At 71.2% G+C, this 22,817-nt stretch carries 20 protein-coding genes and 1 rRNA gene; 16 read left to right on the top strand and 5 right to left on the bottom strand.

Features of this window, described 5'->3' with window-relative positions; all coding sequences use genetic code 11:
- The 9 genes from rrf to ACZ7L4_RS37540 all read left to right on the top strand — a co-directional run.
- Window positions 1-76: ribosomal RNA gene (gene rrf / locus ACZ7L4_RS37580) — 5S ribosomal RNA — on the top strand; the annotation flags it as partial.
- Window positions 77-150: 74 nt separating this feature from the next.
- A complete protein-coding gene (locus ACZ7L4_RS37575; protein WP_472109536.1) occupies window positions 151-795 on the top strand; it encodes an HAD family hydrolase in 645 nt (214 codons plus the stop codon).
- A gap of 79 nt (window positions 796-874) precedes the next feature.
- Window positions 875-2,128: an MFS transporter gene (locus tag ACZ7L4_RS37570; protein WP_472109529.1), complete on the top strand. Its 1,254-nt coding sequence runs from the start codon at window positions 875-877 to the stop codon at window positions 2,126-2,128.
- Window positions 2,079-3,254 (top strand): acetoin utilization protein AcuC, encoded by a 1,176-nt coding sequence (locus tag ACZ7L4_RS37565; protein WP_422431142.1) that lies wholly within the window; start codon window positions 2,079-2,081, stop codon window positions 3,252-3,254. Before ACZ7L4_RS37570 ends, ACZ7L4_RS37565 begins: the two co-directional genes overlap by 50 nt.
- A 477-nt stretch (window positions 3,255-3,731) precedes the next feature.
- The gene (locus ACZ7L4_RS37560; RefSeq protein WP_472109528.1) at window positions 3,732-4,547 is read left to right on the top strand and encodes a phosphatase; all 816 of its coding nucleotides are present in this window, start codon (window positions 3,732-3,734) and stop codon (window positions 4,545-4,547) included.
- Window positions 4,548-4,676: 129 nt separating this feature from the next.
- On the top strand, window positions 4,677-4,886 hold the full coding sequence (locus tag ACZ7L4_RS37555; RefSeq protein ID WP_266711274.1) for a helix-turn-helix domain-containing protein: 210 nt from the start codon (window positions 4,677-4,679) through the stop codon (window positions 4,884-4,886).
- A 150-nt stretch (window positions 4,887-5,036) separates the two neighbouring features.
- A complete protein-coding gene (locus ACZ7L4_RS37550; protein WP_003948845.1) occupies window positions 5,037-5,135 on the top strand; it encodes a 30S ribosomal protein bS22 in 99 nt (32 codons plus the stop codon).
- A gap of 260 nt (window positions 5,136-5,395) precedes the next feature.
- Entirely contained in the window at window positions 5,396-6,475 is a 1,080-nt protein-coding gene (locus ACZ7L4_RS37545; protein ID WP_472109527.1) for an NAD-dependent epimerase/dehydratase family protein, read from the top strand.
- A 14-nt stretch (window positions 6,476-6,489) separates the two neighbouring features.
- On the top strand, window positions 6,490-7,539 hold the full coding sequence (locus ACZ7L4_RS37540) for a lysophospholipid acyltransferase family protein (protein ID WP_472109526.1): 1,050 nt from the start codon (window positions 6,490-6,492) through the stop codon (window positions 7,537-7,539).
- A 58-nt stretch (window positions 7,540-7,597) separates the two neighbouring features.
- On the opposite strand, the gene ACZ7L4_RS37535 is transcribed toward ACZ7L4_RS37540, so the two are convergent.
- The 3 genes from ACZ7L4_RS37535 to ACZ7L4_RS37525 form a co-directional block, all read right to left on the bottom strand.
- Window positions 7,598-8,824, bottom strand: coding sequence for a DUF5667 domain-containing protein (locus ACZ7L4_RS37535; RefSeq protein WP_472109525.1), 1,227 nt, complete (start codon window positions 8,822-8,824; stop codon window positions 7,598-7,600).
- A 262-nt stretch (window positions 8,825-9,086) separates the two neighbouring features.
- On the bottom strand, window positions 9,087-9,911 hold the full coding sequence (locus ACZ7L4_RS37530; protein ID WP_472109524.1) for an ECF subfamily RNA polymerase sigma factor, BldN family: 825 nt from the start codon (window positions 9,909-9,911) through the stop codon (window positions 9,087-9,089).
- Between the two features lie 358 nt (window positions 9,912-10,269).
- Entirely contained in the window at window positions 10,270-11,208 is a 939-nt protein-coding gene (locus tag ACZ7L4_RS37525; protein ID WP_422407998.1) for an HAD family hydrolase, read from the bottom strand.
- Window positions 11,209-11,313: 105 nt separating this feature from the next.
- Here ACZ7L4_RS37525 and ACZ7L4_RS37520 point away from each other — a divergent pair, with 105 nt between their 5' ends.
- The 7 genes from ACZ7L4_RS37520 (at window position 11,314) to ACZ7L4_RS37490 (ending at window position 19,325) form a co-directional block, all read left to right on the top strand.
- Complete coding sequence (locus ACZ7L4_RS37520; RefSeq protein WP_399238511.1) at window positions 11,314-11,601, top strand: glutaredoxin family protein; 288 nt, start codon at window positions 11,314-11,316, stop codon at window positions 11,599-11,601.
- 342 nt (window positions 11,602-11,943) lie between these two features.
- Window positions 11,944-12,744 carry a redox-sensing transcriptional repressor Rex gene (locus ACZ7L4_RS37515; protein WP_472109523.1) on the top strand — a complete coding sequence of 267 codons (801 nt, stop codon included), beginning with the start codon at window positions 11,944-11,946 and terminating at the stop codon, window positions 12,742-12,744.
- A complete protein-coding gene (locus tag ACZ7L4_RS37510) occupies window positions 12,741-14,381 on the top strand; it encodes a glutamyl-tRNA reductase (protein ID WP_472109522.1) in 1,641 nt (546 codons plus the stop codon). Before ACZ7L4_RS37515 ends, ACZ7L4_RS37510 begins: the two co-directional genes overlap by 4 nt.
- On the top strand, window positions 14,378-15,340 hold the full coding sequence (gene hemC, locus ACZ7L4_RS37505; protein WP_472109521.1) for a hydroxymethylbilane synthase: 963 nt from the start codon (window positions 14,378-14,380) through the stop codon (window positions 15,338-15,340). Before ACZ7L4_RS37510 ends, hemC begins: the two co-directional genes overlap by 4 nt.
- Window positions 15,337-17,016, top strand: a complete 1,680-nt coding sequence (locus tag ACZ7L4_RS37500; protein ID WP_472109520.1) for a bifunctional uroporphyrinogen-III C-methyltransferase/uroporphyrinogen-III synthase — start codon at window positions 15,337-15,339, stop codon at window positions 17,014-17,016. The genes hemC and ACZ7L4_RS37500 overlap by 4 nt, the downstream gene beginning before the upstream one ends.
- Before the next feature lie 98 nt (window positions 17,017-17,114).
- Window positions 17,115-18,107, top strand: coding sequence for a porphobilinogen synthase (gene hemB, locus ACZ7L4_RS37495; protein ID WP_472109519.1), 993 nt, complete (start codon window positions 17,115-17,117; stop codon window positions 18,105-18,107).
- Between the two features lie 45 nt (window positions 18,108-18,152).
- Window positions 18,153-19,325, top strand: a complete 1,173-nt coding sequence (locus ACZ7L4_RS37490; protein ID WP_472109518.1) for a winged helix DNA-binding domain-containing protein — start codon at window positions 18,153-18,155, stop codon at window positions 19,323-19,325.
- An 85-nt stretch (window positions 19,326-19,410) separates the two neighbouring features.
- Here ACZ7L4_RS37490 and ACZ7L4_RS37485 read toward each other — a convergent pair whose 3' ends face one another.
- Window positions 19,411-19,590 (bottom strand): hypothetical protein, encoded by a 180-nt coding sequence (locus tag ACZ7L4_RS37485; RefSeq protein ID WP_472109517.1) that lies wholly within the window; start codon window positions 19,588-19,590, stop codon window positions 19,411-19,413.
- Between the two features lie 204 nt (window positions 19,591-19,794).
- Window positions 19,795-22,773 carry an SARP-family global regulator AfsR gene (gene afsR, locus ACZ7L4_RS37480; protein ID WP_472109516.1) on the bottom strand — a complete coding sequence of 993 codons (2,979 nt, stop codon included), beginning with the start codon at window positions 22,771-22,773 and terminating at the stop codon, window positions 19,795-19,797.
- Window positions 22,774-22,817: the final 44 nt, after the last annotated feature.

The following is a 22,817-nucleotide window of genomic DNA, read 5'->3' as shown; positions in this document are numbered from 1 at the left end:
GAACCCGGAAGCTAAGCCTCACAGCGCCGATGGTACTGCAGGGGGGACCCTGTGGGAGAGTAGGACGCCGCCGAACTATTTTTAAAGAAAAGCCCGGACCGGGATACGGTCCGGGCTTTTCTGCGTTTAGGTAGGGTCGAAGACATGGGCCTGCGCTATGACCTCGTCATCTTCGACAACGACGGTGTACTCGTCGACAGTGAGCCGATCTCCAATACGCTCCTGGCCGGATATCTCACGGAGCTCGGGCACCCGACCTCGTACGAGGAATCACTGCGGGACTACATGGGCGCTGCCATGCACCGCGTGCACGATGTGGTTCTCGAGCGGACCGGGCAGCGGCTTCCCGAGGCTTTCGACGAGGTCTTTCACGCGCGGGTGTTCGCGGCGTTCGAGCGGGAGCTTGAGCCGGTCGACGGGATCGTCGAGGTGCTGGAGAAGCTGACGGCCGACGGGGTGCCGTACTGCGTGGCGTCCTCCGGGAGCCATGAGCGGATTCGCGTCGGACACCGGAAGACCGGGCTCGACAAGTGGTTCGGGGACGAGCGGATCTTCAGCTCGCAGGACGTGGGGCGGGGGAAGCCGGCGCCCGACCTGTTTCTGTACGCCGCCGAGCGGATGGGCGTTCCGCCGAAGAAGTGTCTGGTCGTCGAGGACAGTCCGCTCGGAGTGCAGGCCGCCGTCGCCGCCGGGATGGATGTGTACGGGTTCACCGCGATGACGCCCGCCGAGCGGCTGGCGCAGGCCGGTGAACTCTTCGACGACATGCGGGAGTTGCCCCGGCTGCTCGGCTGAGGGCGCCCAGGTCACGGTCGGCCCATGGTTTTGTGATCCATCTACCCACGGGTAGGGCGGAGGCATACGCTGTGCCGCCATGACCGATGGCACAGCCGGGACGGCCGGCACGGTGGGTGGGCGGCTGCGGTGGGGCCGCGGGACGCTGGGGTTCAGCTTCTTCGCGCAGGGCGCCGCCTTCGCGCTCCTCGTGACCCGGATCCCCGCCATTCAGGACCAGTACGGGATATCCGACGCGCTGCTGCCCGTGTTCCTGGCGGCCGTGCCCGTGCTCGCCGGGGTCGGGAGCGTGGGCACCGAGCAGTTGGTGAAGAGGGTGCGGCCCAGCCGGGTGCTGAGGTGGTCGCAGCCCGTCGTGCTCCTGGCGCTGCTCGGGGTCGGGGCCGGGGATGCGCTGGCCGAAGTGGCCGTCGCGCTCGCCGCGTTCGGCCTGGCCGTGGGGGCGTTGGACGCTTCCATGAACATGCTGGGTGTCAGTCTGCAGCGGGCGTACGGGCGGAGCATCATGCTCGGGTTCCACGCCGCGTACAGCCTCGGCGGGATCGTCGGGGCGTCGCTGGCGTGGGGCGGGGCGCACTGGGATCTGACGCTGTTCGTGTCGTATCTGCCGGTGGTGTGCGTGCTGCTGCCGCTGTGTCTGGTGGCGAGCCGGTGGTACGTGGATGGGCGGGCGGTCGCGGGGGAGGCGGACGCCGCGGAGCAGGGGCAGGGCGGCGGGGTCGTCTTCAAGGTGCTGTTGCCGCTGTGCCTGGTGATGTCCTTCGCGTACATCGGGGACTCGACCGTCTCGAACTGGAGCGCGAAGTACCTCCAGGACGTGCTGGGGAGTTCGGAGCAGCTGTCCACGGTTCCGTACAACGTCTACATGGTGATGACGCTGGTGGGGCGGGCCGTCGGGGATGTGGGGGTGCGGAGGTTCGGGGCCGTGGCCGTGGTGCGGCTGGGGGCCGTTGTGGCCGCCGGTGGGTTCGGTGTGGTGGCTGTGGCGCCGGGGGCCTGGGTGGGGATGCTGGGCTTTACGTTGCTGGGGCTCGGGTTGTGCGTGATCGTGCCGCAGACCTTCGCCGCGGCGGGGCGGCTGTTCCCGAACGCGTCGGATGCGGCGATCGCGCGGCTCAATATCTTCAACTACGTGGGTTTTCTGATCGGTTCGCCGCTTGTCGGGGCCATCGGGGATGCGTGGAGCTACCGCGGGGCGATGCTCGTGCCGATGGTGTTGGTGCTGCTGACGCTCGTGTACGCCCCGTCGTTCCGGGAGCGGGGGGACCGATACGGTGGCGGGCATGAGCGGCCGCGCGCAATTGATGTGGGACCCGGCGGTAGCGGGGTATGACTTCGGGCCCGGACACCCGATGGATCCGGTCAGGCTTGATCTGACCCGGAGACTGGTGGACGCGTTCGGGCTCGACCGGGAGCTGGAGGTCGTCGCGGCCAAGGCCGCGGGGGATTCGACGCTTCGGCTCGTGCATCGCGAGGACTACGTCGAGGCGGTCAAGGCGGCCTCGGCCGATCCGGACGCCGCCGATCCGGCGTACGGGCTCGGGACCATGGACGATCCGGCCTTCGCGGGGATGCACGAGGTGTCCGCGCTGATCGCCGGGCAGTCGGTGGGGGCGGCGGAGAGTGTGTGGCGGGGGGACGCGCTGCACGCGGTGAACTTCTCGGGTGGCCTGCACCATGCGATGCCGGGGGCGGCGTCCGGGTTCTGCGTGTACAACGACGCGGCGCTGGCGATCGCGCGGTTGTTGGAGCTGGGTGCCGAGCGGGTCGTGTACGTGGATGTGGACGTGCATCACGGGGACGGGGTGCAGGCGGCGTTCTGGGAGGACCCGCGGGTTCTGACGATCTCGCTGCACGAGCATCCGCGGACGTTGTTCCCGCAGACCGGGTGGCCCGAGGAGACGGGGGCCGACGGGGCCGGGGAGGGGACGGCCGTGAATGTGGCGTTGCCGGCGGGGACCGGGGACGCGGGGTGGTTGCGGGCGCTGCATGCGGTGGTGCCGGAGCTGTTGGCGGAGTTCAGGCCGCAGGTGCTGGTGACGCAGCACGGGGCCGATACGCACTTCGAGGATCCGTTGGCGCATCTGGCGGTTTCGCTGGATGCGCAGCGGGCGGTGCAGGTGGCGTGTCACGAGTGGGCGCACGAGTACGCGGACGGGAAGTGGGTCGCGCTCGGTGGGGGTGGCTACGCAGTGGTGGATGTGGTGCCGCGGTCGTGGACGCATCTGGTGGGGATCGCGGCGGGGCGGGAGATCGCGCCCGAGTCGGTGATTCCGGACGGGTGGCGGCAGGAAGTGTTCGCGCGTACGCGGCAGTTGGCTCCGCAGCGGATGACGGATGGGCGGTGGCCCGTGTCGTACCGGGAGTGGGAGGCGGGGTACGACCCCGCGGATCGGCTCGACCAGGCGATTCTGGCCACCCGTAAGTCGGCGTATCCCCTGCGGGGGCTGTTGCCGTGATCGGGTGGCGGCACCGGGGCTTTTGAGCCGTGCCGGGGTCGGCGCCCGTCGTGCTGGGTGCGCGGCACCGGGGTTCCTGAGCCGGCCGGGGCCGGGCCCCGTCGCCCTCGTTGCGCGGCACCGGGGTGCCGCCTTGCCCACCCTGCCGCCCTAGGCGGCAGATTGCCCAAGGCGGGGGTGGCCGAGCGCCACGGGTGGGGAGCCGTGGTGGCGGCAGATTGCCCAAGGCGGGGGCGGACCCCGGCACCCCGTGAGGCCGACGCTCCCGGAGGGGGCGGGTGGGTGGGAGATGGGCAGGGGAGGCGGGGCGAGGTGATGTGCGTTTCGAGGGTGCGGGAGTCGTCCGAGCGTGGGTAGGGCCGTGCCGGACCACACCAGGTCGTCCCGCGTGCGGAACCCGTGTTCGGGTTACTCCGACTGTGGGGTGTTTCGGGGAAAGAGGGGTGGTGGGCGGGGCAATGCAGCAACATCGCAAGGGTGTTGAGCGTCGGCGCCCTGCGTGCGCATCTGTTGGCGGCTCGGCTTGCCGGGCCCGTGGCGACCTCCCGTGAGGAGAGTCTGCGGAGTTACCGCCTGTTCGAGGCGCGGGACCCGCGGGTGATGCTCGGGCTCGATCCCGAGTGGGTGTGGGGGCACCGCGATCTGCTCGCGCTGATGGCGGACAAGTGCGGGGTTTCCCGGGACCCGCGGCACCGTACAGGGCACGATGTCATCGATCCGGAACGGACGTTGACGGCCCTGGACGCGTTTGCGGAGCGGCTCGGAAGGGCCGCGGAGGCGCGCTCCCCGGTGCTGTTCGGGACGGGACATCCGCACCGATTGCTCGGTTTCTACGCCGCGTTGGCGGACGCCCTGTCGGCGGTGGGCTGCCCCGTCCTCACCCCCGCGCAGGGCCGGAGTGTCGACATAACGACCCGGTTCGGCCTACGCACGTACAACCTCGACTACGACCGGGGAGTCGCGCTGGTGCGGGAACCGGGCGCGTACCCGGTGCGAAGTGAGACCGGCGCGCACACCCATTCCCCACTCCCGGTTCGCCTGGTGCTCGGCGCGCTCTCGGAGGCCGGCGAGCCGCTGCCCGAGCTGGTCGTCGGGGACCACGGATGGGTCTGCGGTGCTGGTCAGTTGGGGTTCGACGCCATCGGTCTGGCCGATACGGACGATCCCGCCCTGTTCGTCGGTGAGGCCGAGGGGCAGGTGTCCGTCGTCGTTCCACTTGATGACGCTGTGCGGTCTGATTACTACCGACCGCTTACTCGCTATGTACTCAATCGAGCGTGTCTGTCACAGTAGGCGGCCGATCGCTGCTCCTCTTCCCCACTCGCATCACCCGCCTCTACATTGGGGAGTGAGCACGCAACGACGTTGAGTCACCGGAAGGGGAAGCCGGTGGCCGTCGAGTGCGGAAGGTTCAGGTGTGTCATGGCTGCTGACCAGAGGCCTCTATCCGAGGTGGCGTTCCTGACCGTGGCGGAGGTCGCCGCGGTGATGCGTGTGTCGAAGATGACCGTGTACCGCTTGGTGCACAGCGGTCATCTGCCCGCGATCCGGGTGGGGAGGTCCTTCCGAGTCCCGGAGAACGCGGTTCACGAGTACCTCCGTGACTCTTACGTGGGGGTGGACGCCGGCTGATCCACAGGATCCTGCGGACCTCGATTTCTGCTCGGCGCTCGGGGCGGGGTAGGCTAGCCCCTCGTAGGTCGTGTGGGCCCCAATGCAGCCCCGCACCGAGTGATTGTCCCTGCATCGCAGGGGTTGTCCGAGAAGTGAGCGAGGGTAGTCGTGGGCTCTGTCATTAAGAAGCGGCGTAAGCGGATGGCGAAGAAGAAGCACCGCAAGCTGCTGAAGCGCACCCGCGTGCAGCGTCGCAACAAGAAGTAAGCGACAGCTGCTGTACAGCGCGCCTTGTGGCCCTTCCACCATCCGGTGGGAGGGCCACATTGCGTTGTGCGGACCGGCGGCGGCGACAGCTCCCTTGAACAGGCAAATGTTCACTTCGGAACCTCCCGTTGCCCGCCCGTGTGGCCGTCGTCACTTCCTGCATCGAGCAGACATCACAGCGCAACATCGAACCGCTAACGTGGCCCGCAGGCAGTGATTGCGGAGCGCGGCGAGGCTGGGACGGAAGGTAGGCGCTGATCTTGGGCAAGGTCGTGCTCGTGACGGGGGTGGCCCGACAGCTGGGCGGCCGGTTCGTACGCAGGATCCAGCGGGACCCCGAGGTGGACCGGGTCATCGGCGTGGACGCGGTGCCGCCGGCGCACCATCTGGGCGGCGCCGACTTCCTGCAGGCCGACATCCGGCAGCCGACGATCGCGCGGGTGCTCGCGGAGTACGCCGTGGACACCGTCGTGCACATGGACGTGACCGGGACCCCGCTGGCCAGTGGCGGCCGTGGCGCGGTCAAGGAGACCAACGTCATCGGCACGATGCAGCTGCTCGGCGCGTGCCAGAAGGCGCCGAACGTGAAGCGCCTGGTCGTGAAGTCCAGCACCAATGTGTACGGGTCGGCTCCCCGCGATCCCGCCGTCTTCACTGAGACGACGCCGCCGAAGTCGCTGCCGAGCGGCGGCTTCGCCAAGGACACCGTCGAGGTCGAGGGGTATGTGCGCGGGTTCGCCCGGCGCCGACCCGATGTCGCGGTGTGCGTGCTGCGCTTCGCCAACATCCTGGGGCCGACCGCGGATTCGCCGCTCGCCGAGTACTTCTCGCTGCCGGTCCTGCCGACCGTGTTCGGCTACGACCCGCGGCTGCAGTTCGTGCACGAGGACGACGTGATCGAGGTGCTGCGGATCGCCTCGCACGAGCCGGCCCGGGGGACGTTGAACAGCGGCACGTTCAATATCGCGGGCGACGGCGTGCTGTTGCTGTCGCAGTGCTCGCGGCGACTCGGCCGGCCGACGGTCCCGGTCCTCCTTCCCGCGGTGACCTGGGTGGGCGGCGCGCTGCGTACGCTGGGGGTGACGGACTTCTCGCCCGAACAGATCCGGCTGCTCACGCACGGACGCATGGTGTCGACGGCCCAGATGCGCGACACACTGGGCTTTGAACCCAAGTACACGACCGCGGAGGCGTTCGCGGAGTTCGTACGCGGCCGGGGCCCGGGCCTGTTGCCGCCGCAGGCCCTCGCGGGGGCCGTGGACCGGATCGCCGCGTTGTCCTTCCTGGGCGGTGCCCGCCGCACAGGTCTCAGCCACCCCCCGACGCAGAGCGCCAACTGAGGAGCGCATCAACGATGGCGGACGCCAAGGTCATTCCGTTCGACGACGACAGGTCGCGAGGGGCGGCGGCGAAGGGTGCCGCGCGCCGCGGCCGGGGCCCGGGGGCCGGTGCGCGACGCAAGGGCGAACCCGTGGCCGTACGGGAGGTGCGGCCGTTGCAGCAGCCGGAGTCCGAACCCGAGCACGAGGCCGGGCCGGAGGAGCCGGCCGGGCCGCCGCGGGGCGGCGGCTGGGACCGGAAGATCGCGGGCGGGCTCGCGTTCCTGCGGCGGCGGATCACCGGGGACTACGACGTCGACGAGTTCGGTTACGACGAGGAGCTCACCGACCAGGTCCTGATGTCGCTGCTGCGGCCGATCGCGGAGAAGTACTTCCGGGTCGAGGTGAAGGGCATCGAGAACATCCCGGCCGACGGCGGGGCCCTGATCGTCTCCAACCACTCGGGGACGCTGCCGCTGGACGGCCTGATGATGCAGGTCGCCGTGCACGACAACCATCCGGCGAACCGGCATCTGCGGCTGCTCGCGGCCGACCTGGTGTTCATGCTGCCGGTGGTCAACGAACTGGCGCGCAAGGCCGGGCACACGCTGGCCTGCGCGGAGGACGCGCAGCGGCTCCTCGAGAGCGGTGAGCTGGTCGGCGTCATGCCGGAGGGCTTCAAGGGGATCGGCAAGCCGTTCAGCGAGCGGTACAAGCTGCAGCGCTTCGGGCGGGGCGGCTTCGTGTCGACGGCGCTGCGGGCCGGGACGCCGATCGTGCCGTGCTCGATCGTCGGGGCGGAGGAGATCTACCCGATGGTCGGCAACGCCAAGACGCTCGCGCGGCTGCTCGGCTTCCCGTACTTCCCGATCACGCCGACGTTCCCGTGGCTGGGGCCGCTGGGCGCGGTGCCGCTGCCGACGAAGTGGACCATCCAGTTCGGCGAGCCGATCCCGACGGACGGCTATCCGCCGGAGGCGGCGGAGGACCCGATGCTGATGTTCAACCTGACGGACCAGGTCAGGGAACAGATCCAGCACACGCTCTACAAGCTGCTGGTGCAGCGGCGGTCGGTGTTCTTCTGAGCAGAACTACGAAGGGGCGGGCGGGACCGATCCGGTCCCGCCCGCCCCTTCGTAGGAGCTACTTCGCGTCCTCGCCGTCGACGCCCAGGCCCGGCAGGAGGCCCGGGAGCAGCGGGGGCACCGTCACGTCCGGCTTCGGGGTGTTCGTGCCGGTGCTGGAGCCGGGGCTGCCGTCCGAGGGGCTCGGGGTCGTCCTGTCCTTCGGCGGGTCGAGGAGGCCGCCCGTGTTCTCACCGAGCAGGCCCTCCTCGTCCTTGCCGGTGTCGGACGTGGACGGCTTCGGCTTCGTCGACGTCTTGTCGTCCTGGGAGGCGGAGCCTGAGGGCGTGGAGCTGCCGGTGTCCGGGGTCCCCGGCGACGTACCGTCCTCGCTCGCGCCGGGGCTCGTCGAGGCGCCCTTCTCGTCCGGGGTCTGCGGCAGCAGCGAACGCAGCGGGCCGACTTCCTCGTCTATGGCGTCGAAGACCGAGCTGACCTGGTCCCGCACGTCCCCGAGCTGGACCGGCAGCCGGTCGCTCAGGGCCGTCCAGCTCTGCCTGTGCGCGTCGGAGAAGGTGGACAGGGCCTGGATCGGGCCGAGCGCGCCGTCGCGCTTGTACGCGTCGCTCAGCAGCCGGTGGCCCTCGGAGGCGTCGTACTGCACCCCGGAGAGCGCGCGCCTGACCTCGCCCACCGACTCGTGGTCGAGCTGTCCGGAGCGGCCGCGCTCCATGAGCCGGCGCGCCTCGCTCAGCCGCGTCGACGCCTGGTCGAGGTAGGCCTGGCCCTTGTCGGAGTCGCTGTGCGCCATGCCCAGCTTGAGGTCCTCCATGCCGCGCTTCAGGCCGTAGAGGTGGTCGCCCGGCAGCGCGCTGGACGAGGCCGCGGCCACACCGCTGAACGCGCCCGCGGCCACACCGACCGTGAGCCCGCCCGCCGCGATGCCCTTGGTCAGGCGGGAGCGGGGCCGCAGCTTGCGCAGCGGACTCGCCCGGTGGGCGCCCTTGCCCTGGCGCTGCTTCGGTACGGCGGCGGCCGCGCCGCCCTCCTGGACCATGGCCTCCATGGCGGCGACGAGCTGCGCCCGCTGCACCACCTTGACCTCCGGGTCCAGCTCCGGCTTCGGCAGCTCGCCGAGTGCCGCGGCCAGGGACAGCAGCCCGCCCTCCTCGGCCGCCGCCGCATCGCCGCGCCGGCCGGCCGGTTCTTCTTCCGGTTGCTGCGCCGCCGGGTCCTGGTCGGACTGGTCCTCCAGGGCCTGGGCGAAGGCGTTCGCCCGCCGGTGTGCCGATACGTTCGCGATCACTGGCGGCACCTCCTCTCAATCATGACGGTCGACTCCCCAGGGGGTCCTGGGGTTGCACCCCCGGTCCCGGATGCACACCAACGAGTGAGTGTGTCCCGGTCGGGAGTGACCACAGGGAGCCTGCATCCCGCACAACGAGCGGCTCGGTACTTCGGTTACGCGCGAAATATGATCCGGGCGCGATCCCATCTCGCTTTCACCGTAGGTGAGTTGGGGACTGCGGGCAGTAACCGCGCCAGGGATGAAGAAACGTCGCCTCGGCTCAGCGGGCGTCGTCCGGCAGAAGTCGCGCCAGGGTGCGCACCGCCCGGTACTGGAGGGTCTTGATCGCGCCCTCGTTCTTGCCCATCGCGCGAGCGGTCTCGGCGACGGACAGGCCCTGCAGGAAGCGCAGCGTGACGCACTCCTGCTGCTGTGGGTTGAGGCGGCGCACGGCGTCGAGCAGGGCCGCGTTCGAGAGGGACTCCAGGACCGAGTCCTCGGGGGAACGCTCCACCTCGTTCGCATCGAGCATTTCGCCCGTGGTCACCTCGAGGCGGAAACGGCTCGACTTGAAGTGGTCGGCGACCAGATTGCGCGCGATCGTGACCAGCCAGGCGCCGAAGTCACGGCCCTGCCAGGTGAACGTGCTGATCCGGCGCAGCGCGCGCAGGAAGGTCTCACTGGTGAGGTCCTCCGCTGTCGCCTTTCCGCCGACGCGGTAATAGATGTAGCGGTACACAGTGTCGCTGTACTGGTCGTAGAGCCGGCCGAACGCGTCGGCCTCGCCCCCCTGGGCGCGCTCGACCAGATCCATCATGCGGGCACTGTCGCTGTCGGCCGCGGGACGGCGGGCCGTAGGGGTGGCCGACCTGGCAGCGGTGCCCGAGGCGCCGGCGGACCCGGAGCGCGCCCGTCTGCCGACGGTGGCCGCGGTCGAATCGGCCATGGCGAAACATGGCGAGGCAGGGGCAGGCACGGCCGTCGCTGCGGCGGCGGCGAGGGCGGGGACGGCGTACGCGGTGGGGACGAAACCGCGCAGGCGGTCCACGACCGTCGCGTGCAGCGTAGCCAGGCCCGAGGCGTCAACCCCGACGTGTGGGTACACGGGACTCCCAGAGGCAGAGCTTCCATCACGTGCAGTGCGGGACCGTTCACCCGTCGTGCTGACGCGTGGGTACCGGTTTGCGTCTGAGGAGAATAACGCTTCGTGCAGGGAGCACTACACCCAGTTGCTCAAATCACCGATTACGTCACTTCTGTAGTCGCTCGACGGCGTTTCAAGTACCAGAGAGTGACCACTTGTTGATCGATTACGTTCAAGTTCCGGCTATGGCGGTGACGTGTTGTGGTCGAGTGGTACTCGCGGGACTGGCGGGAGCGGGACACGGGTATGACGTACGGAATGTCGTCCCGGGCCTCCCGGTGACCGTCCGCGATCGGCTGTGCGGCGTGCCGGCCGACCGTCAGCGACGGCGGCGGTGCAGCGCGATCGCCGCCGCCGTGCCGCCCGCGACCGCGCCGACGCCGGCCGCGGCGGGGAGCCCGACCTTCGCGGCCTTGCGGCCCGTGCGGTAGTCCCGCAGCCGCCAGTCGCGCTCGCGGGCGTACTTGCGCAGCTTCGTGTCCGGGTTGATCGCGTACGGGTGCCCGACGAGCGAGAGCATCGGGATGTCGTTGTGCGAGTCGCTGTACGCGGCGCAGCGGCCGAGCTCCAGGCCCTCGGCGGAGGCGAGCGCGCGGACGGCCTCCGCCTTCGCGGGTCCGTGCAGCGGTTCGCCGACGAGGCGGCCGGTGTAGACGCCGCCGATCGACTCGGCGACCGTGCCGAGCGCGCCGGTCAGGCCGAGGCGGCGGGCGATCACCGTGGCGATCTCCACGGGCGCGGCCGTGACCAGCCAGACCTTCTGGCCCGCGTCCAGGTGGGCCTGGGCGAGGGCGCGGGTGCCGGGCCAGATCCGCTCGGCCAGGTACTCGTCGTAGATCTCCTCGCCGATGGACATCAGCTCGGCGACGCGGTGGCCCTTCACGATGGACAGGGCGCTGTTCTGCGCGTCCTGCATGTGCTCGGGGTCCTCGACGCCCGCGATCCTGAACCAGGCCTGCTGCCAGGCGAATCGGGTCAGCTCGCGGCGCTCGAAGAACTTCCGCTTGTAGAGGCCGCGGCCGAAGTGGAAGATCGCCGCGCCCTGCATCACGGTGTTGTCCAGGTCGAAGAAGGCGGCGGCCTTGTCGTCGCCCGCGACCGGGAACTCCGGTTCCTGCGGGCCCTCGTCCACCGGCGGCGACTGGTCCGCCAGCTCCTGGGAGGACTTGCGGGCGGCCTCGGCCGAAGCCTCGCCTGCCAGCACGCTCCGCGCGGTGGCGGAGCGCCTACGGGGTGTGAGCCATCCGAGAGCGGCCATGTCGTGAGCATAGCCAGTCTGTTCGGGGGGCCGGAGTCGAGAGGGTTTCGGGAGCCTGTCCGCGTGTGAATTCTCGGCGACGGGAGGGCCGCGCGAGGGGCGAGAATGGCCGGTATGAGTCCCATTTTTCGCAACCGCGAGAAGAAGGATCCGCGCGAGCGGATCGTCACGCTGATCGGGAAGCCCGGCTGTCACCTGTGCGACGACGCACAGGTGGTGATCGAGAAGGTGTGCGCCGAGGTCGGAGCGTCCTGGGAGAAGAAGGACATCACCGAGGACGAGGAGCTGTACCGCAAGTACTGGGAACAGATCCCGGTCGTTCTGGTCGACGGGGCGCAGCACGACTTCTGGCGCGTACAGGAGGAGCGGTTGCGGCGTGCGCTCACGCGGTGACGGGTGGTGCGCGGGCCGCCCGCAGCGGTCGCACACGTCACTGACCGACCAGTCCAACTGGCCCGAAAAGTCGCTTAGGATCGGGGGCGGTTTTGGTCTCGGGGGCGTGGATCTTGGCAACGTTGAGGAGAGTGTGCCGTTTTGGCCCCCACAGGTGAGCAACGAAGCTACCTGCGCGCCGGTTCCACGGAGGCGCGCGGGGCGCGCGTGAGCCCGGTCACGTTGGCCGGGCAAATCGGACACCATCTTTGTGCACGCGTTCACAAAGACATAGCCTGCATTCGACGGGGCGGTCGAGTAGCAGGGTGCCGCCCACAGCCCCGCTCTACCCGCAGGAGCACCGTGGCAACTGGCCGAACTCACCGACCGGCGACCCGCAGCCGAGGAATTCCCGAGGCCACCGTCGCCAGGCTTCCGCTGTACCTCCGAGCCCTCACCGCACTGTCGGAGCGCTCGGTGCCCACGGTCTCCTCCGAGGAGCTCGCGGCCGCCGCGGGGGTCAACTCCGCGAAGCTGCGCAAGGACTTCTCGTACCTCGGTTCGTACGGGACCCGTGGCGTGGGCTACGACGTCGAGTACCTCGTCTACCAGATCTCACGCGAGCTGGGCCTGACCCAGGACTGGCCGATCGTGATGGTCGGTATCGGCAACCTCGGTGCGGCGCTTGCCAATTACGGTGGTTTCGCCTCCCGCGGCTTCCGCGTCGCGGCGCTGATCGACGCCGACCCGGCGATGACCGGCAAGTCCGTCGCGGGCATCGCCGTGCAGCACGCCGACGACCTCGAGAAGATCATCGACGAGAACGGCGTCTCCATCGGCGTCATCGCGACCCCGGCCGGTGCCGCGCAGCAGGTCTGCGACCGGCTCGTCGCCGCCGGTGTCACCTCCATCCTGAACTTCGCGCCGACGGTGCTCTCCGTTCCCGACGGTGTCGACGTGCGCAAGGTCGATCTCTCCATCGAGCTGCAGATCCTCGCGTTCCACGAGCAGCGCAAGGCCGGCGAGGCGCCCGACGGCGGTGCCGCCGAGGGCGCGGTGGGCGTCGAGGGTCCGGCCGCCAAGGTCACCAAGCCCGCCGCCGAGAAGAACAACGACGACCGCAAGGGACCCGACGGGGACGTGCCCGCCGTGATGCCGGCATGAGCCTCCTCGTCGTAGGTCTGAGCCACCGCAGCGCCCCCGTCAGCGTCCTGGAGCGTGCCGCGCTGAACGCGGACACCCAGGCCAAGCTGCTGCAGGACACCCTCGCCGCCGAACCGGCCGCCGAGGCCGCGGTGCTCGCCACCTGCAACCGCATCGAGCTGTACGCGGACGTGGACAAGTTCCACGCCGGTGTCGCCGAGCTGTCGACGCTGCTCGCGCAGCACAGTGGCGTGGGTCTCGAAGAGCTCACTCCTTATCTTTATGTGCACTACGAGGACCGGGCGGTGCACCACCTGTTCTCGGTGGCGTGCGGGCTCGACTCGATGGTGGTCGGCGAGGGCCAGATCCTCGGCCAGATCAAGGACACCCTCGCGCGCGCCCAGGAGCTGCACTCCGCGGGCAAGCTCCTCAACGACCTGTTCCAGCAGGCCCTTCGGGTCGGCAAGCGCGCCCACTCGGAGACCGGGATCGACCGTGCCGGGCAGTCGCTCGTCACCTTCGGCCTTGAGCAGCTCGCCGCCGGGCAGCCGGTGGACGCGTGGGCGGCCGGGAAGCGGGCGCTGGTCATCGGCGCCGGTTCGATGTCCTCGCTCGCCGCGGCCACGCTCGCGCGGGCCGGGGTCGCCGAGGTCGTCGTCGCGAACCGGACGGCGGAGCGCGCCGACCGGCTCGTAGAGATCTTGGGAGAAGCGGGTACGGCGGCGCGGGCCGTCGCGATGGACGCCGTCGCGGACGAACTGACACGTGCCGACGTCGCCATCTCCTGCACCGGCGCCACCGGTCTCGTCCTCACCGCCGAGGCCGTGCGCTCCGCCGTCGCCGGTCGCACGCCGACCGCGGGCGCCGAGGTGCCGGGTGCTCCGACCCCCGCAACCGGCAGGCCCGCCGGGGAGGCCGCACCGGTCGTCGAGACCGTGCGCGGCGGCTTCTCCGTCGAGGGCGAGGCCGCGGTCGCCGGGTTCGACGCCGCCGCCCTCGAACAGCACGGCGCCTGGGTCGACAACGCGCCCCGCGAGCAGGTCCGCCCGGTCCAGGCCTCCGAGGCCGAGACCATCGCCGCCCTCGCCGTCGCCGGACGGGTGCCGGAGATGCGCCGCGAGCGCGCCCCCGAGCCCGTACGACAGGTGGCGCTCGCCCTGCTCGACCTGGCGATGCCGCGCGATGTGGATGCCGCGGCCCACCGCATCGACGGGGTCCGTCTCGTCGACATCGAGTCGCTCGCCGACGCCTCGGCCGACGCGCCGATGGCCGCCGATGTCGACCTGGTGCGGACGATCGTGGCCGACGAGGTCGCCGCGTTCGGCGCCGCACAGCGGGCCGCGCACATCACGCCGACCGTCGTCGCGCTGCGCACGATGGCCGCGGACGTGGTGGCCAGCGAGATCGCCCGGCTCGACGGCCGGCTCCCCGGGCTCGACGAGAAGCAGCGCGCGGAGATCACCCAGACCGTGCGGCGCGTGGTGGACAAGCTGCTGCACGCGCCGACCGTACGGGTCAAGCAGCTCGCCGCCGAGCCCGGCGGCGCCGGGTACGCGGACGCCCTGCGGACCCTGTTCGACCTGGACCAGGAGACGGTCGCGGCCGTCTCCCGGGCCACCCCCCACGAAGCAGAAGGCAAGAATCGAGGCCCGGCATGACCGCCGAGAAAGCCCTGAGGCTGGGCACCAGGCGCAGCAAGCTGGCCATGGCCCAGTCCGGGCATGTGGCCGAAGCGGTAAAGCAGTTGACCGGCCGCGAGGTCGAGCTGGTGGAGATCACCACGTACGGTGACACCTCCCGCGAGCACCTCGCGCAGATCGGCGGCACCGGTGTCTTCGTCACCGCGCTGCGCGACGCGCTCGCCCGGGGCGAGGTCGACTTCGCGGTGCACTCCCTGAAGGACCTGCCGACCGCGCAGCCCGACGACCTGGTCATCGCCGCCATGCCGGTGCGCGAGGACCCGCGGGACGTGCTGATCGCGCGTGACGGCCTGAAGTTCACGGATCTGCCCGAGGGTGCCCGCGTCGGTACCGGTTCGCCGCGTCGCATGGCGCAGCTGAACGCGTACGCGCGCAGCCACGGCATGCGGATCGAGACCGTGCCGATCCGTGGGAACATCGACACCCGGATCGGTTTCGTCGAGAAGGGCGAGCTGGACGGTGTGGTCCTCGCGGCCGCGGGCCTCAGCCGCACCGGTCGCAGCGAGGAAGTCACCGAGTTCCTCCCGACCGACATGATTCTGCCCGCCCCCGGCCAGGGGGCACTGGCTGTCGAGTGCACCGCCAACAACGGTGAACTCGTCGCCGCGCTCGCCGAGATGGACGACCCGTTCACACGGGCCGCCGTGACCGCCGAGCGAGCCCTGCTCGCCGCCCTGGAGGCCGGTTGCAGCGCACCTGTGGGTGCACTGGCCGACCTGCTGGTCGACGGGCAGATTGTCAAGGAAATGCGCCTTCGCGGCGTCGTCGGCTCGACCGACGGCTCCGAGCTGGTGCAGCTGTCCACCACCGGTCCCGTGCCCTCGTCGGACGACGAGGCGCTGGCACTCGGGCGGGAACTCGCCGCCGAGATGCTGGCCAAGGGTGCGGCCGGTCTGATGGGGGAGCGAGCACGATGAGCCCCACCACCGCTGTATCGACCGCCTGTGCACCTGGGCACGTCACCTTCCTGGGTGCGGGTCCCGGAGATCCGGGACTGCTGACCCTCAGGGCCGTGGAGGCCCTGTCCCGAGCGGATGTGCTGATCGCCGAGCCTGAAGTGCTCGACGTCGTGCGGACGCATGCCAAGGCCGGCGTGACCGTCCTCGACGCCACGGGCACCCCGGAGCGTGCGGCGACCACTGACGGTTCGTCAACTGCCGTCGCGGTCCCGGCTCTGAGGGACTGGGTCAATCTTGTCATGGAGGCCGCGCGGGGCGGCAAGCGGGTCGTGCGTGCGGTCACGGGCGATCCCGGCCTCGACACGTACGCGGCCGAGGAGATGCTGGCCTGCGCGACCGGTGGCATCACCTTCGAGGTCGTGCCCGGCATCGCGGCGGCCGTGGGCGTGCCCGCGTACGCCGGAGTGCCGCTCCGTGACGACCAGGGTGCCGACGTCCGCTTCGTGGACGCGGCCACCGCCTCCGAGCGCTGCTGGACCGAGGTCGGCGCGTCCGACGGCACGGTCGTCGTGTCCACGACGCTCGACGCGGTGGGCTCCACGGCCGGCGAGCTGGTGGCGGCGGGCCGCAAGCCCGACACCCCGCTGTCGGTGACGGTCGCCGGTACGACGACGCGGCAGAAGACGTGGACGGCGACGCTCGGCACGATCGCGCAGACCCTGAAGCAGGCCAAGGTGCTGCCCTCTCCGGAGGGCAACCGACCGGTCATAGCCGTGGTCGGTGAGCGCAGTGCCGCCGCCCAGCGCGACCAGCTGTCCTGGTTCGAGTCGAAGCCGCTGTTCGGCTGGCGCGTGCTCGTCCCCAGGACGAAGGAGCAGGCGGCCTCGCTCTCCGACCAGCTTCGTTCCTACGGCGCCGTGCCGCACGAGGTGCCGACCATCGCGGTCGAGCCGCCGCGCACGCCGCAGCAGATGGAGCGTGCGGTCAAGGGCCTGGTGACGGGCCGCTACGAGTGGATCGCCTTCACGTCGGTGAACGCGGTCAAGGCCGTCCGCGAGAAGTTCGAGGAGTACGGGCTCGACGCCCGTGCCTTCGCCGGGATCAAGGTCGCGGCGGTGGGCGACCAGACGGCGCAGGCCCTCATCGCCTTTGGCGTGAAGCCGGACCTGGTGCCGAGCGGCGAGCAGTCGGCCGCGGGTCTCCTCGAGGACTGGCCGCCGTACGACCCGGTCTTCGACCCGATCGACCGTGTCTTCCTGCCGCGTGCCGACATCGCGACGGAGACCCTTGTCGCCGGGCTCATCGAGCTGGGCTGGGAGGTCGACGACGTCACGGCGTACCGGACCGTACGGGCGTCGCCGCCGCCGGCGGAGACGCGTGAGGCGATCAAGGGCGGTGGCTTCGACGCGGTGCTCTTCACCTCGTCGTCCACGGTGCGGAACCTGGTCGGTATCGCGGGCAAGCCGCACAACGTGACGGTGATCGCGTGCATCGGTCCTGCCACGGCCAAGACGGCCGAGGAGCACGGGCTGCGGGTCGACGTCATGGCGCCCGAGCCGTCGGTGCTGAAGCTGGCGGCGGCGCTCGCGGACTTCGGCGCGAAGCGGCGGACCGCCGCGATTGAGGCGGGGGATCCGGTGACGCGGCCGAGCGAGCGGCGGCCGGGGTCGCGGCGGCGGCGCGCGGCGCCGTAAGGAAGAGTGTGGGGCGGGCAATTCCGGGCTTGCGGGTCCGGATGCCCGCCCTTCTGTTTTCACGGGTATCCCGTAGGTAGGTAGAGGTGACAGGTTCAGTGACTCGGTACGGCTCTTTCCCCGGTACGCGGCCGCGGCGGCTTCGGACGACTCCCACCATGCGGCGCATGGTCGCCGAGACGCGGCTGCATCCGTCCGACCTGATCCTGCCCGCGTTCGTGCGCGAGGGGATCGACGCCCCGGTGGAGATCGGCTCCATGCCGGGCGTGTACCAGCACACCCGTGACTCCCTGAAGAAGGCCGCGGCCGAGGCCGCCGAGGCGGGCGTCTCCGGGATCATGCTGTTCGGCGTGCCGCTGGACGAGAAGAAGGACGGCCGGGGCACGGTCGGCACGGACTCCGACGGGATCCTCCAGCTCGCGCTGCGGGACGTGCGTTCCGAGGTCGGCGACGATCTGCTGGTCATGTCGGACCTGTGCCTGGACGAGTTCACGGACCACGGCCACTGCGGCGTCCTCGACGAGCAGGGCCGGATCGACAACGACGCGACGCTGGAGCGGTACGCGGAGATGGCGCAGGTCCAGGCCGACGCGGGCGCGCACATCGTCGGCCCGAGCGGCATGATGGACGGTCAGATCGGCGTCATCCGCGACGCGTTGGACCAGATCGGCCGCGAGGACGTCGCCGTGCTCGCGTACACGGTGAAGTACTCCTCCGCCTTCTACGGCCCGTTCCGCGAGGCCGTCGGTTCCTCGCTGCAGGGGGACCGCAAGACGTACCAGCAGGACCCGGCGAACGTCCGGGAGTCCCTGCGGGAGCTGGCGCTCGACCTCGAAGAGGGCGCCGACATGGTGATGGTGAAGCCGGCGGGCCCGTACCTCGACATCCTGGCCCGGGTCGCCGACGCGTCCGACGTGCCGGTGGCGGCGTACCAGATCAGCGGCGAGTACGCGATGATCGAGGCGGCGGCGGAGCGCGGCTGGATCGAGCGGGACAAGTCGATCATGGAGTCGCTGCTCGGCATCAAGCGGGCCGGCGCGAACATGATCCTCACGTACTGGGCCACGGAGGTGGCCCGCAAGCTGGACTGACCCTTTCAGGGTGCGCGGGGTGGGTCGTGCCGGAAGAATCCCGGCATGACCACGAACTCGATCTCCGCGCGGGGCCTCAACAGGTCGACTCTGGCCAGGCAGTTGCTGCTCGGCCGGGCGGACGTGGGGGCCGAGGAGGCACTACGGCGGGTTGTCGCGCTCCAGGCGCAGCAGCCCGCTTCGCCGTACGTGGCGCTGTGGAACCGGGTGGCGGGGTTCCAACCGGGGGACCTGGACGGGGTGTTCGGCGGGTTCCGGGCGGTGAAGTCGACGCTGATGCGGATCACGCTGCACGCGGTGCACGTCGACGACTACCGGGACTTCCGGGCGGCGGTGGAGCCGACGGTGCGGGGTGCGCGCCTCGGGGATCCGCGGTTCCGGGCGTCGGGTCTGGTGGCGGAGGACGCGGACGCGCTGCTGCCGGAGCTGCTGCGGTTCGCCGAACGGCCGCGTACGGCAGGGGAGTTGACGGAGTGGTTCGCGGGGCGGGTCGGCCCCGACGGCGAGAAGCTGGTGACGGCCTGCCGGATGCTGCGGCAGTACGCGCCGCTGTGGCATGCGCCGGTGGTGGGTTCGCCGTGGTCGTACGCCTCCGACAAGCGGCAGTTGTTCGTGGCGGCGGAGTCGGGTGCGCGGCCGATCCTGCGGGATCCGGAGGCGGCGGACGCGGGGCTGCGGGCCCTGATCCGCCGCTACTTGGCGGGGTTCGGGCCGGCGTCCGTGGCGGACATGGCCCAGTTCGCGCTCGTGCAGAAGGGGCGGGTGCGGGCGGCGCTCGACGAGGACCTGGAGCGGTTGACGGGGCCGGGCGGTGAGGTGTTGTACGACGTGCCGGGCGGGGTGCTGCCCGATCCGGAGGTGCCCGCGCCGCCGCGGCTCATGGCGATGTGGGACAGCGTGCTCCTGGCCTACGCGGACCGGGGCCGGGTGCTTCCGCCGGAGTACCGGGGGCATGTGACCAGGGTGAACGGGGACGTGCTGCCGACGGTCCTCGTGGACGGACACGTGGCCGGCGTCTGGCGCCTCGCCCCGGAGGGCGGGGGCGTGGAGGTGGGCGCGTTCCGCCCCTTGCCCAAGGCGGCGTGGGAGGCCCTGGAGACCGAGGCCCGTGGCGTGGCCCGCCTGCTGGTGGACCGGGATCCGGGCGCGTACCGGCGCTACGACCACTGGTGGGACAAGGGGTTGCCGGTGGGGGAGGGGCGGGTGCTCGGCCTTTAGCGGGCGGCACCGGCTCCGGACACACCTCGGCCGCGGCGGTTCCCCCTCCGGTCCGCCGCGGCCGATCCCCGTCTCCGTGGTGGTCTCAGGCCTTTTCGCCGGATATATGAGAATCCTGCGGGGTGACGGTGCCGCCGGAGATGTGGCTGTCCTGCGGCTTCACCTCGTCGAGTTCCTCGCTCGAGATGTGGCTGTCGAGCGGCTTCACCTCGTCGGGTTCCTCGCTCGAGATGTGGCTGTCCTGCGGCTTGATCTTGTCGCTCATGGCGATGATCTCCCTGTTGGTGGCGTACGTGCGGAAGACGTCCGCCCGGCAACTCCCCCGTGGGTTGCCGGGCGGCCGCCGTAGGGCCGTCACCGTAACGGCCGGCCCGACCGCCAATCCGTCTGCCCCCCGACGCGACGGGTCGGCAATGAAGAGAGTGGCGTGCCGCGATAAACGAATGATGAACGGCCGCCCGGAGGGGCCCTAAGCGGCGACGGGCTTCATCAACATCCGGACCTCGGCGGCCTCGGGGGAGCCGAGGCGCTCGTAGATGGCGAGGGCCTCGCTCCAGCAGGCGTGCGCCCGGTCCGGCTGGCCGAGCATGGCCAACGACTTGCCGAGAACGGTCAGTATGCCGCCGCGGCGCCACTCCCCACCGATGCCGCGCAGGGCGATGGCCTGCTCGGCGTGGGCGGCGGCGAGCGGGGCGCGCTCGGCCGCGAGATGCACCTCGGCGAGCCGGAGGTGCGTGACGCCCTCCCACAGGGGCTGGCGGTTCTCGCGGAAGATGCCGAGGGCGGCGGTCAGTTGGTCGAGCGCCTCGCCGTATCGACGGGCGGCGGTCAGTGCCAGGCCGAGGGCGTACCGTCCGTTGGCCAGGCGCAGGGCCGTGCCGAGGCGGTCGTAGATCTCGATGCCCTGCTCGGCGAGCTCTATGGCGCTGTCGGGCCTGCCCTGGGCGAGGTGGATGCGGGAGAGGTTGCACAGTGCGCTGGCCTCACCCGGGGTGTTCTTGTCCGCGCGGAAGTTCTCGAGGGCCACACGCAGGTACGTGTCCGCCTGGTCGAGGTCGTTGCGGTAGAAGGCGATGATGCCGCGCTCGTGCGGTGCGTGGCCGTTCGACCAGGGGTCCGACGCGGCATCCAGGTCCATCGCGGCCGCGGCCGCCCGCTCCGCCTCGTCGAACCGGCCCGCGAACGCCCACACCTGGGACAGCGTCGTCTGCGCCCGCGCCTCCGCGACGGCATCGCCCAGCTCGCGGGCCCTGTCGCGCAGAGCGACGGCGGCACGCTCGTACCGCAGTGAACTGGCACCCGATTCCGACAGGTCCTTGGCCACGAGGATGAGGCTCGCCGCCCGCTGCAACAGGTCGGCCCGAAGCGACTGTTGGAGGCAGGCCAGCAGGCATTCGGACTCGGCGAACAGCCAGTCCAGAGCCGCCGTGTGGTCCTGGAAGGAGAGGCCCGGGTGGTTCGTCGCCGCGACGTGATCCACCAGGCGGTCCCCCGGCCGTTCGATCGCGTAGACGCGCGTTGCGGTCGCCAGATAGAAGTCCAGCAACCGCGACAGCGCCGCCTCCCGTTCCCCGGCCGTCTCGTCGCGTTCCGCGCACGCACGCGCGTAGAGCCGGACCAGGTCGTGGTAGCGGTAGCGGCCGGGGGCGGCGGATTCCAGGAGGGAGGTGTCGACCAGGGACTCCAGGACGTCCTCCGTCGACTCGAGGTCGAGGTCGAGGACCGCGGAGGCCGCCGCGAGGGAGATGTCGGGGCCGTCCGCGAGGCCCAGGAGGCGGAAGGCGCGGGACTGGGCGGGCTCCAGCTGGCCGTAGCCGAGCTCGAAGGTGGCCTTGACCGCCAGGTCGCCGGCCTGGAGCTCGTCGAGGCGGCGGCGCTCGTCCGCGAGCTTCGCGGCGAGGACCGAGACCGTCCAGGTGCGGCGGGCCGCGAGGCGGGAGGCCGCGATGCGGATGGCCAGGGGGAGGAAGCCGCAGGCCGCGACGACGTCGAGGGCCGCCTTGCGCTCCGACGTCATCCGCTCCTCGCCCACGATGCGGGTGAAGAGGAGCAGCGCCTCGTCGGGGGACATGACGTCCAGGTCGACGAGGTGCGCGCCGACCAGGTCGACCATCCGGACCCGGCCTGTGATCAGCGCGGCGCACCCCGCCGTGCCCGGCAGCAGCGGTCTGACCTGCGCCGCGTCCCGCGCGTTGTCGAGGAGGACCAGGGTCCTGCGGCCGTCGAGGGTCGAGCGGAACAGGGCCGAGCGCTCCTCCAGGGACTCGGGGACCGCCGAGTCCGGGGTGCCGAGGGCGCGGAGGAAGGAGCCGAGGACCGTCTCGGGTTCGGCGGGGCGCGGGCTCGTGCCCTGGAGGTCCACGTAGAGCTGCCCGTCGGGGAACGCGGCGCGGGCCGCGTGCGCCACGTGCACGGCGAGCGTGGTCTTGCCGACCCCGCCGATGCCCGCCACCGCCGAGACCGCCATCACCGAGCCCGCGCCCGATTCGGAGGACGCGGCGGCGAGGGTGTCGCTCAGCTCCGTCACGAAGGACGCGCGGCCCGTGAAGTCCGGGACGGTGGCCGGGAGCTGGGCCGGGCGCTGCGGCGTCTGCGCGGGCTCGGGCGGCTGCGCCGAGGGCTCGGACAGGGACGGGTCCGCCTGGAGAATGCGCTGCTGGAGCTCGGAGAGGCCGGCGCGCGGGTCCACCCCGAGCTCGTCGGCCAGGAGGCGGCGGGTGTCCGCGTAGACGGCGAGGGCCTCGGCCTGGCGGCCCGAGCGGTAGAGCGCCAGCATGAGGAGTTCGCGCAGGCGCTCGCGCAGCGGGTGGTCGGCCGTCAGCGCCGTGAGCGCCGAGATGGCCTCCGCGTGGCAGCCCTGCTCCAGGTCCATGTCGAGGCGGGTCTCCAGGAGTTGGAGGCGCCACTCCTCCAGGCGGGCGCGCTCCGTCTCCGCGTGCGGGCCCGGTACGTGGGCCAGCGGCTCGCCGTCCCACAGGGCGAGCGCCTCGTTCGCCAGTGTCCGTGCCAGGCACAGGTCGGCGGCCTGCCGGGCCCGCTCGGCCCGCGCCGCCAGGTCCTCGGCCGCCGCCAGGTCGAGGGCGTCGGGCCGCGCCATCCGCAGCGCGTAGCCGCCCGCCTCGGTCTCCAGGACGCCGGGGCCGAGTATCTTGCGCAGCCGAGAGGCGTACGTGCGGATCGCGGCCAGCGCCTGAGACGGGGGCTCCTCGCCCCATACGGAGTCGATGAGTTCGGCCGCCGTCGCCGTGCGGCCCTGGCGCAGCAGGAGGGCGGCGAGGAGCGCGCGCTGCTGCGGGGAACCGGTGGCGAGGGGCTCGTCGCCGCGCCAGGCCCGGACCGGTCCGAGCACGCTGAAGCGCAGGTCGGCGCCCGCGGCCGGGGCCGCGTCCGAGGGGTCGTCGGGCACGGCGGCACGCCGCTGCTCCGGTACCCGCGGTCCACCGACCATCTTCGCTGCTCCCTGCCGCCACGTCCGCACGCGTCGTTCCGCGC

This window comes from Streptomyces sp. NPDC107575 (assembly GCF_055657265.1).
Note: the sequence above shows the minus strand (reverse complement) of the source record. Positions and strands in the feature narration are given on the sequence as shown.

Bases quoted from the DNA above. Each gene is read 5' to 3' on its own strand.
- ACZ7L4_RS37490 (WP_472109518.1), top strand. From the start codon at position 18,153: ATGACCACGAACTCGATCTCCGCGCGGGGCCTCAACAGGTCGACTCTG.
- ACZ7L4_RS37510 (WP_472109522.1), top strand. From the start codon at position 12,741: ATGAGCCTCCTCGTCGTAGGTCTGAGCCACCGCAGCGCCCCCGTCAGC.
- afsR (WP_472109516.1), bottom strand. From the start codon at position 22,773: ATGGTCGGTGGACCGCGGGTACCGGAGCAGCGGCGTGCCGCCGTGCCC.
- ACZ7L4_RS37485 (WP_472109517.1), bottom strand. From the start codon at position 19,590: ATGAGCGACAAGATCAAGCCGCAGGACAGCCACATCTCGAGCGAGGAA.
- ACZ7L4_RS37555 (WP_266711274.1), top strand. From the start codon at position 4,677: ATGGCTGCTGACCAGAGGCCTCTATCCGAGGTGGCGTTCCTGACCGTG.
- hemC (WP_472109521.1), top strand. From the start codon at position 14,378: ATGACCGCCGAGAAAGCCCTGAGGCTGGGCACCAGGCGCAGCAAGCTG.
- ACZ7L4_RS37500 (WP_472109520.1), top strand. From the start codon at position 15,337: ATGAGCCCCACCACCGCTGTATCGACCGCCTGTGCACCTGGGCACGTC.
- ACZ7L4_RS37565 (WP_422431142.1), top strand. From the start codon at position 2,079: ATGAGCGGCCGCGCGCAATTGATGTGGGACCCGGCGGTAGCGGGGTAT.
- ACZ7L4_RS37570 (WP_472109529.1), top strand. From the start codon at position 875: ATGACCGATGGCACAGCCGGGACGGCCGGCACGGTGGGTGGGCGGCTG.
- ACZ7L4_RS37540 (WP_472109526.1), top strand. From the start codon at position 6,490: ATGGCGGACGCCAAGGTCATTCCGTTCGACGACGACAGGTCGCGAGGG.
- ACZ7L4_RS37520 (WP_399238511.1), top strand. From the start codon at position 11,314: ATGGCCGGTATGAGTCCCATTTTTCGCAACCGCGAGAAGAAGGATCCG.
- ACZ7L4_RS37525 (WP_422407998.1), bottom strand. From the start codon at position 11,208: ATGGCCGCTCTCGGATGGCTCACACCCCGTAGGCGCTCCGCCACCGCG.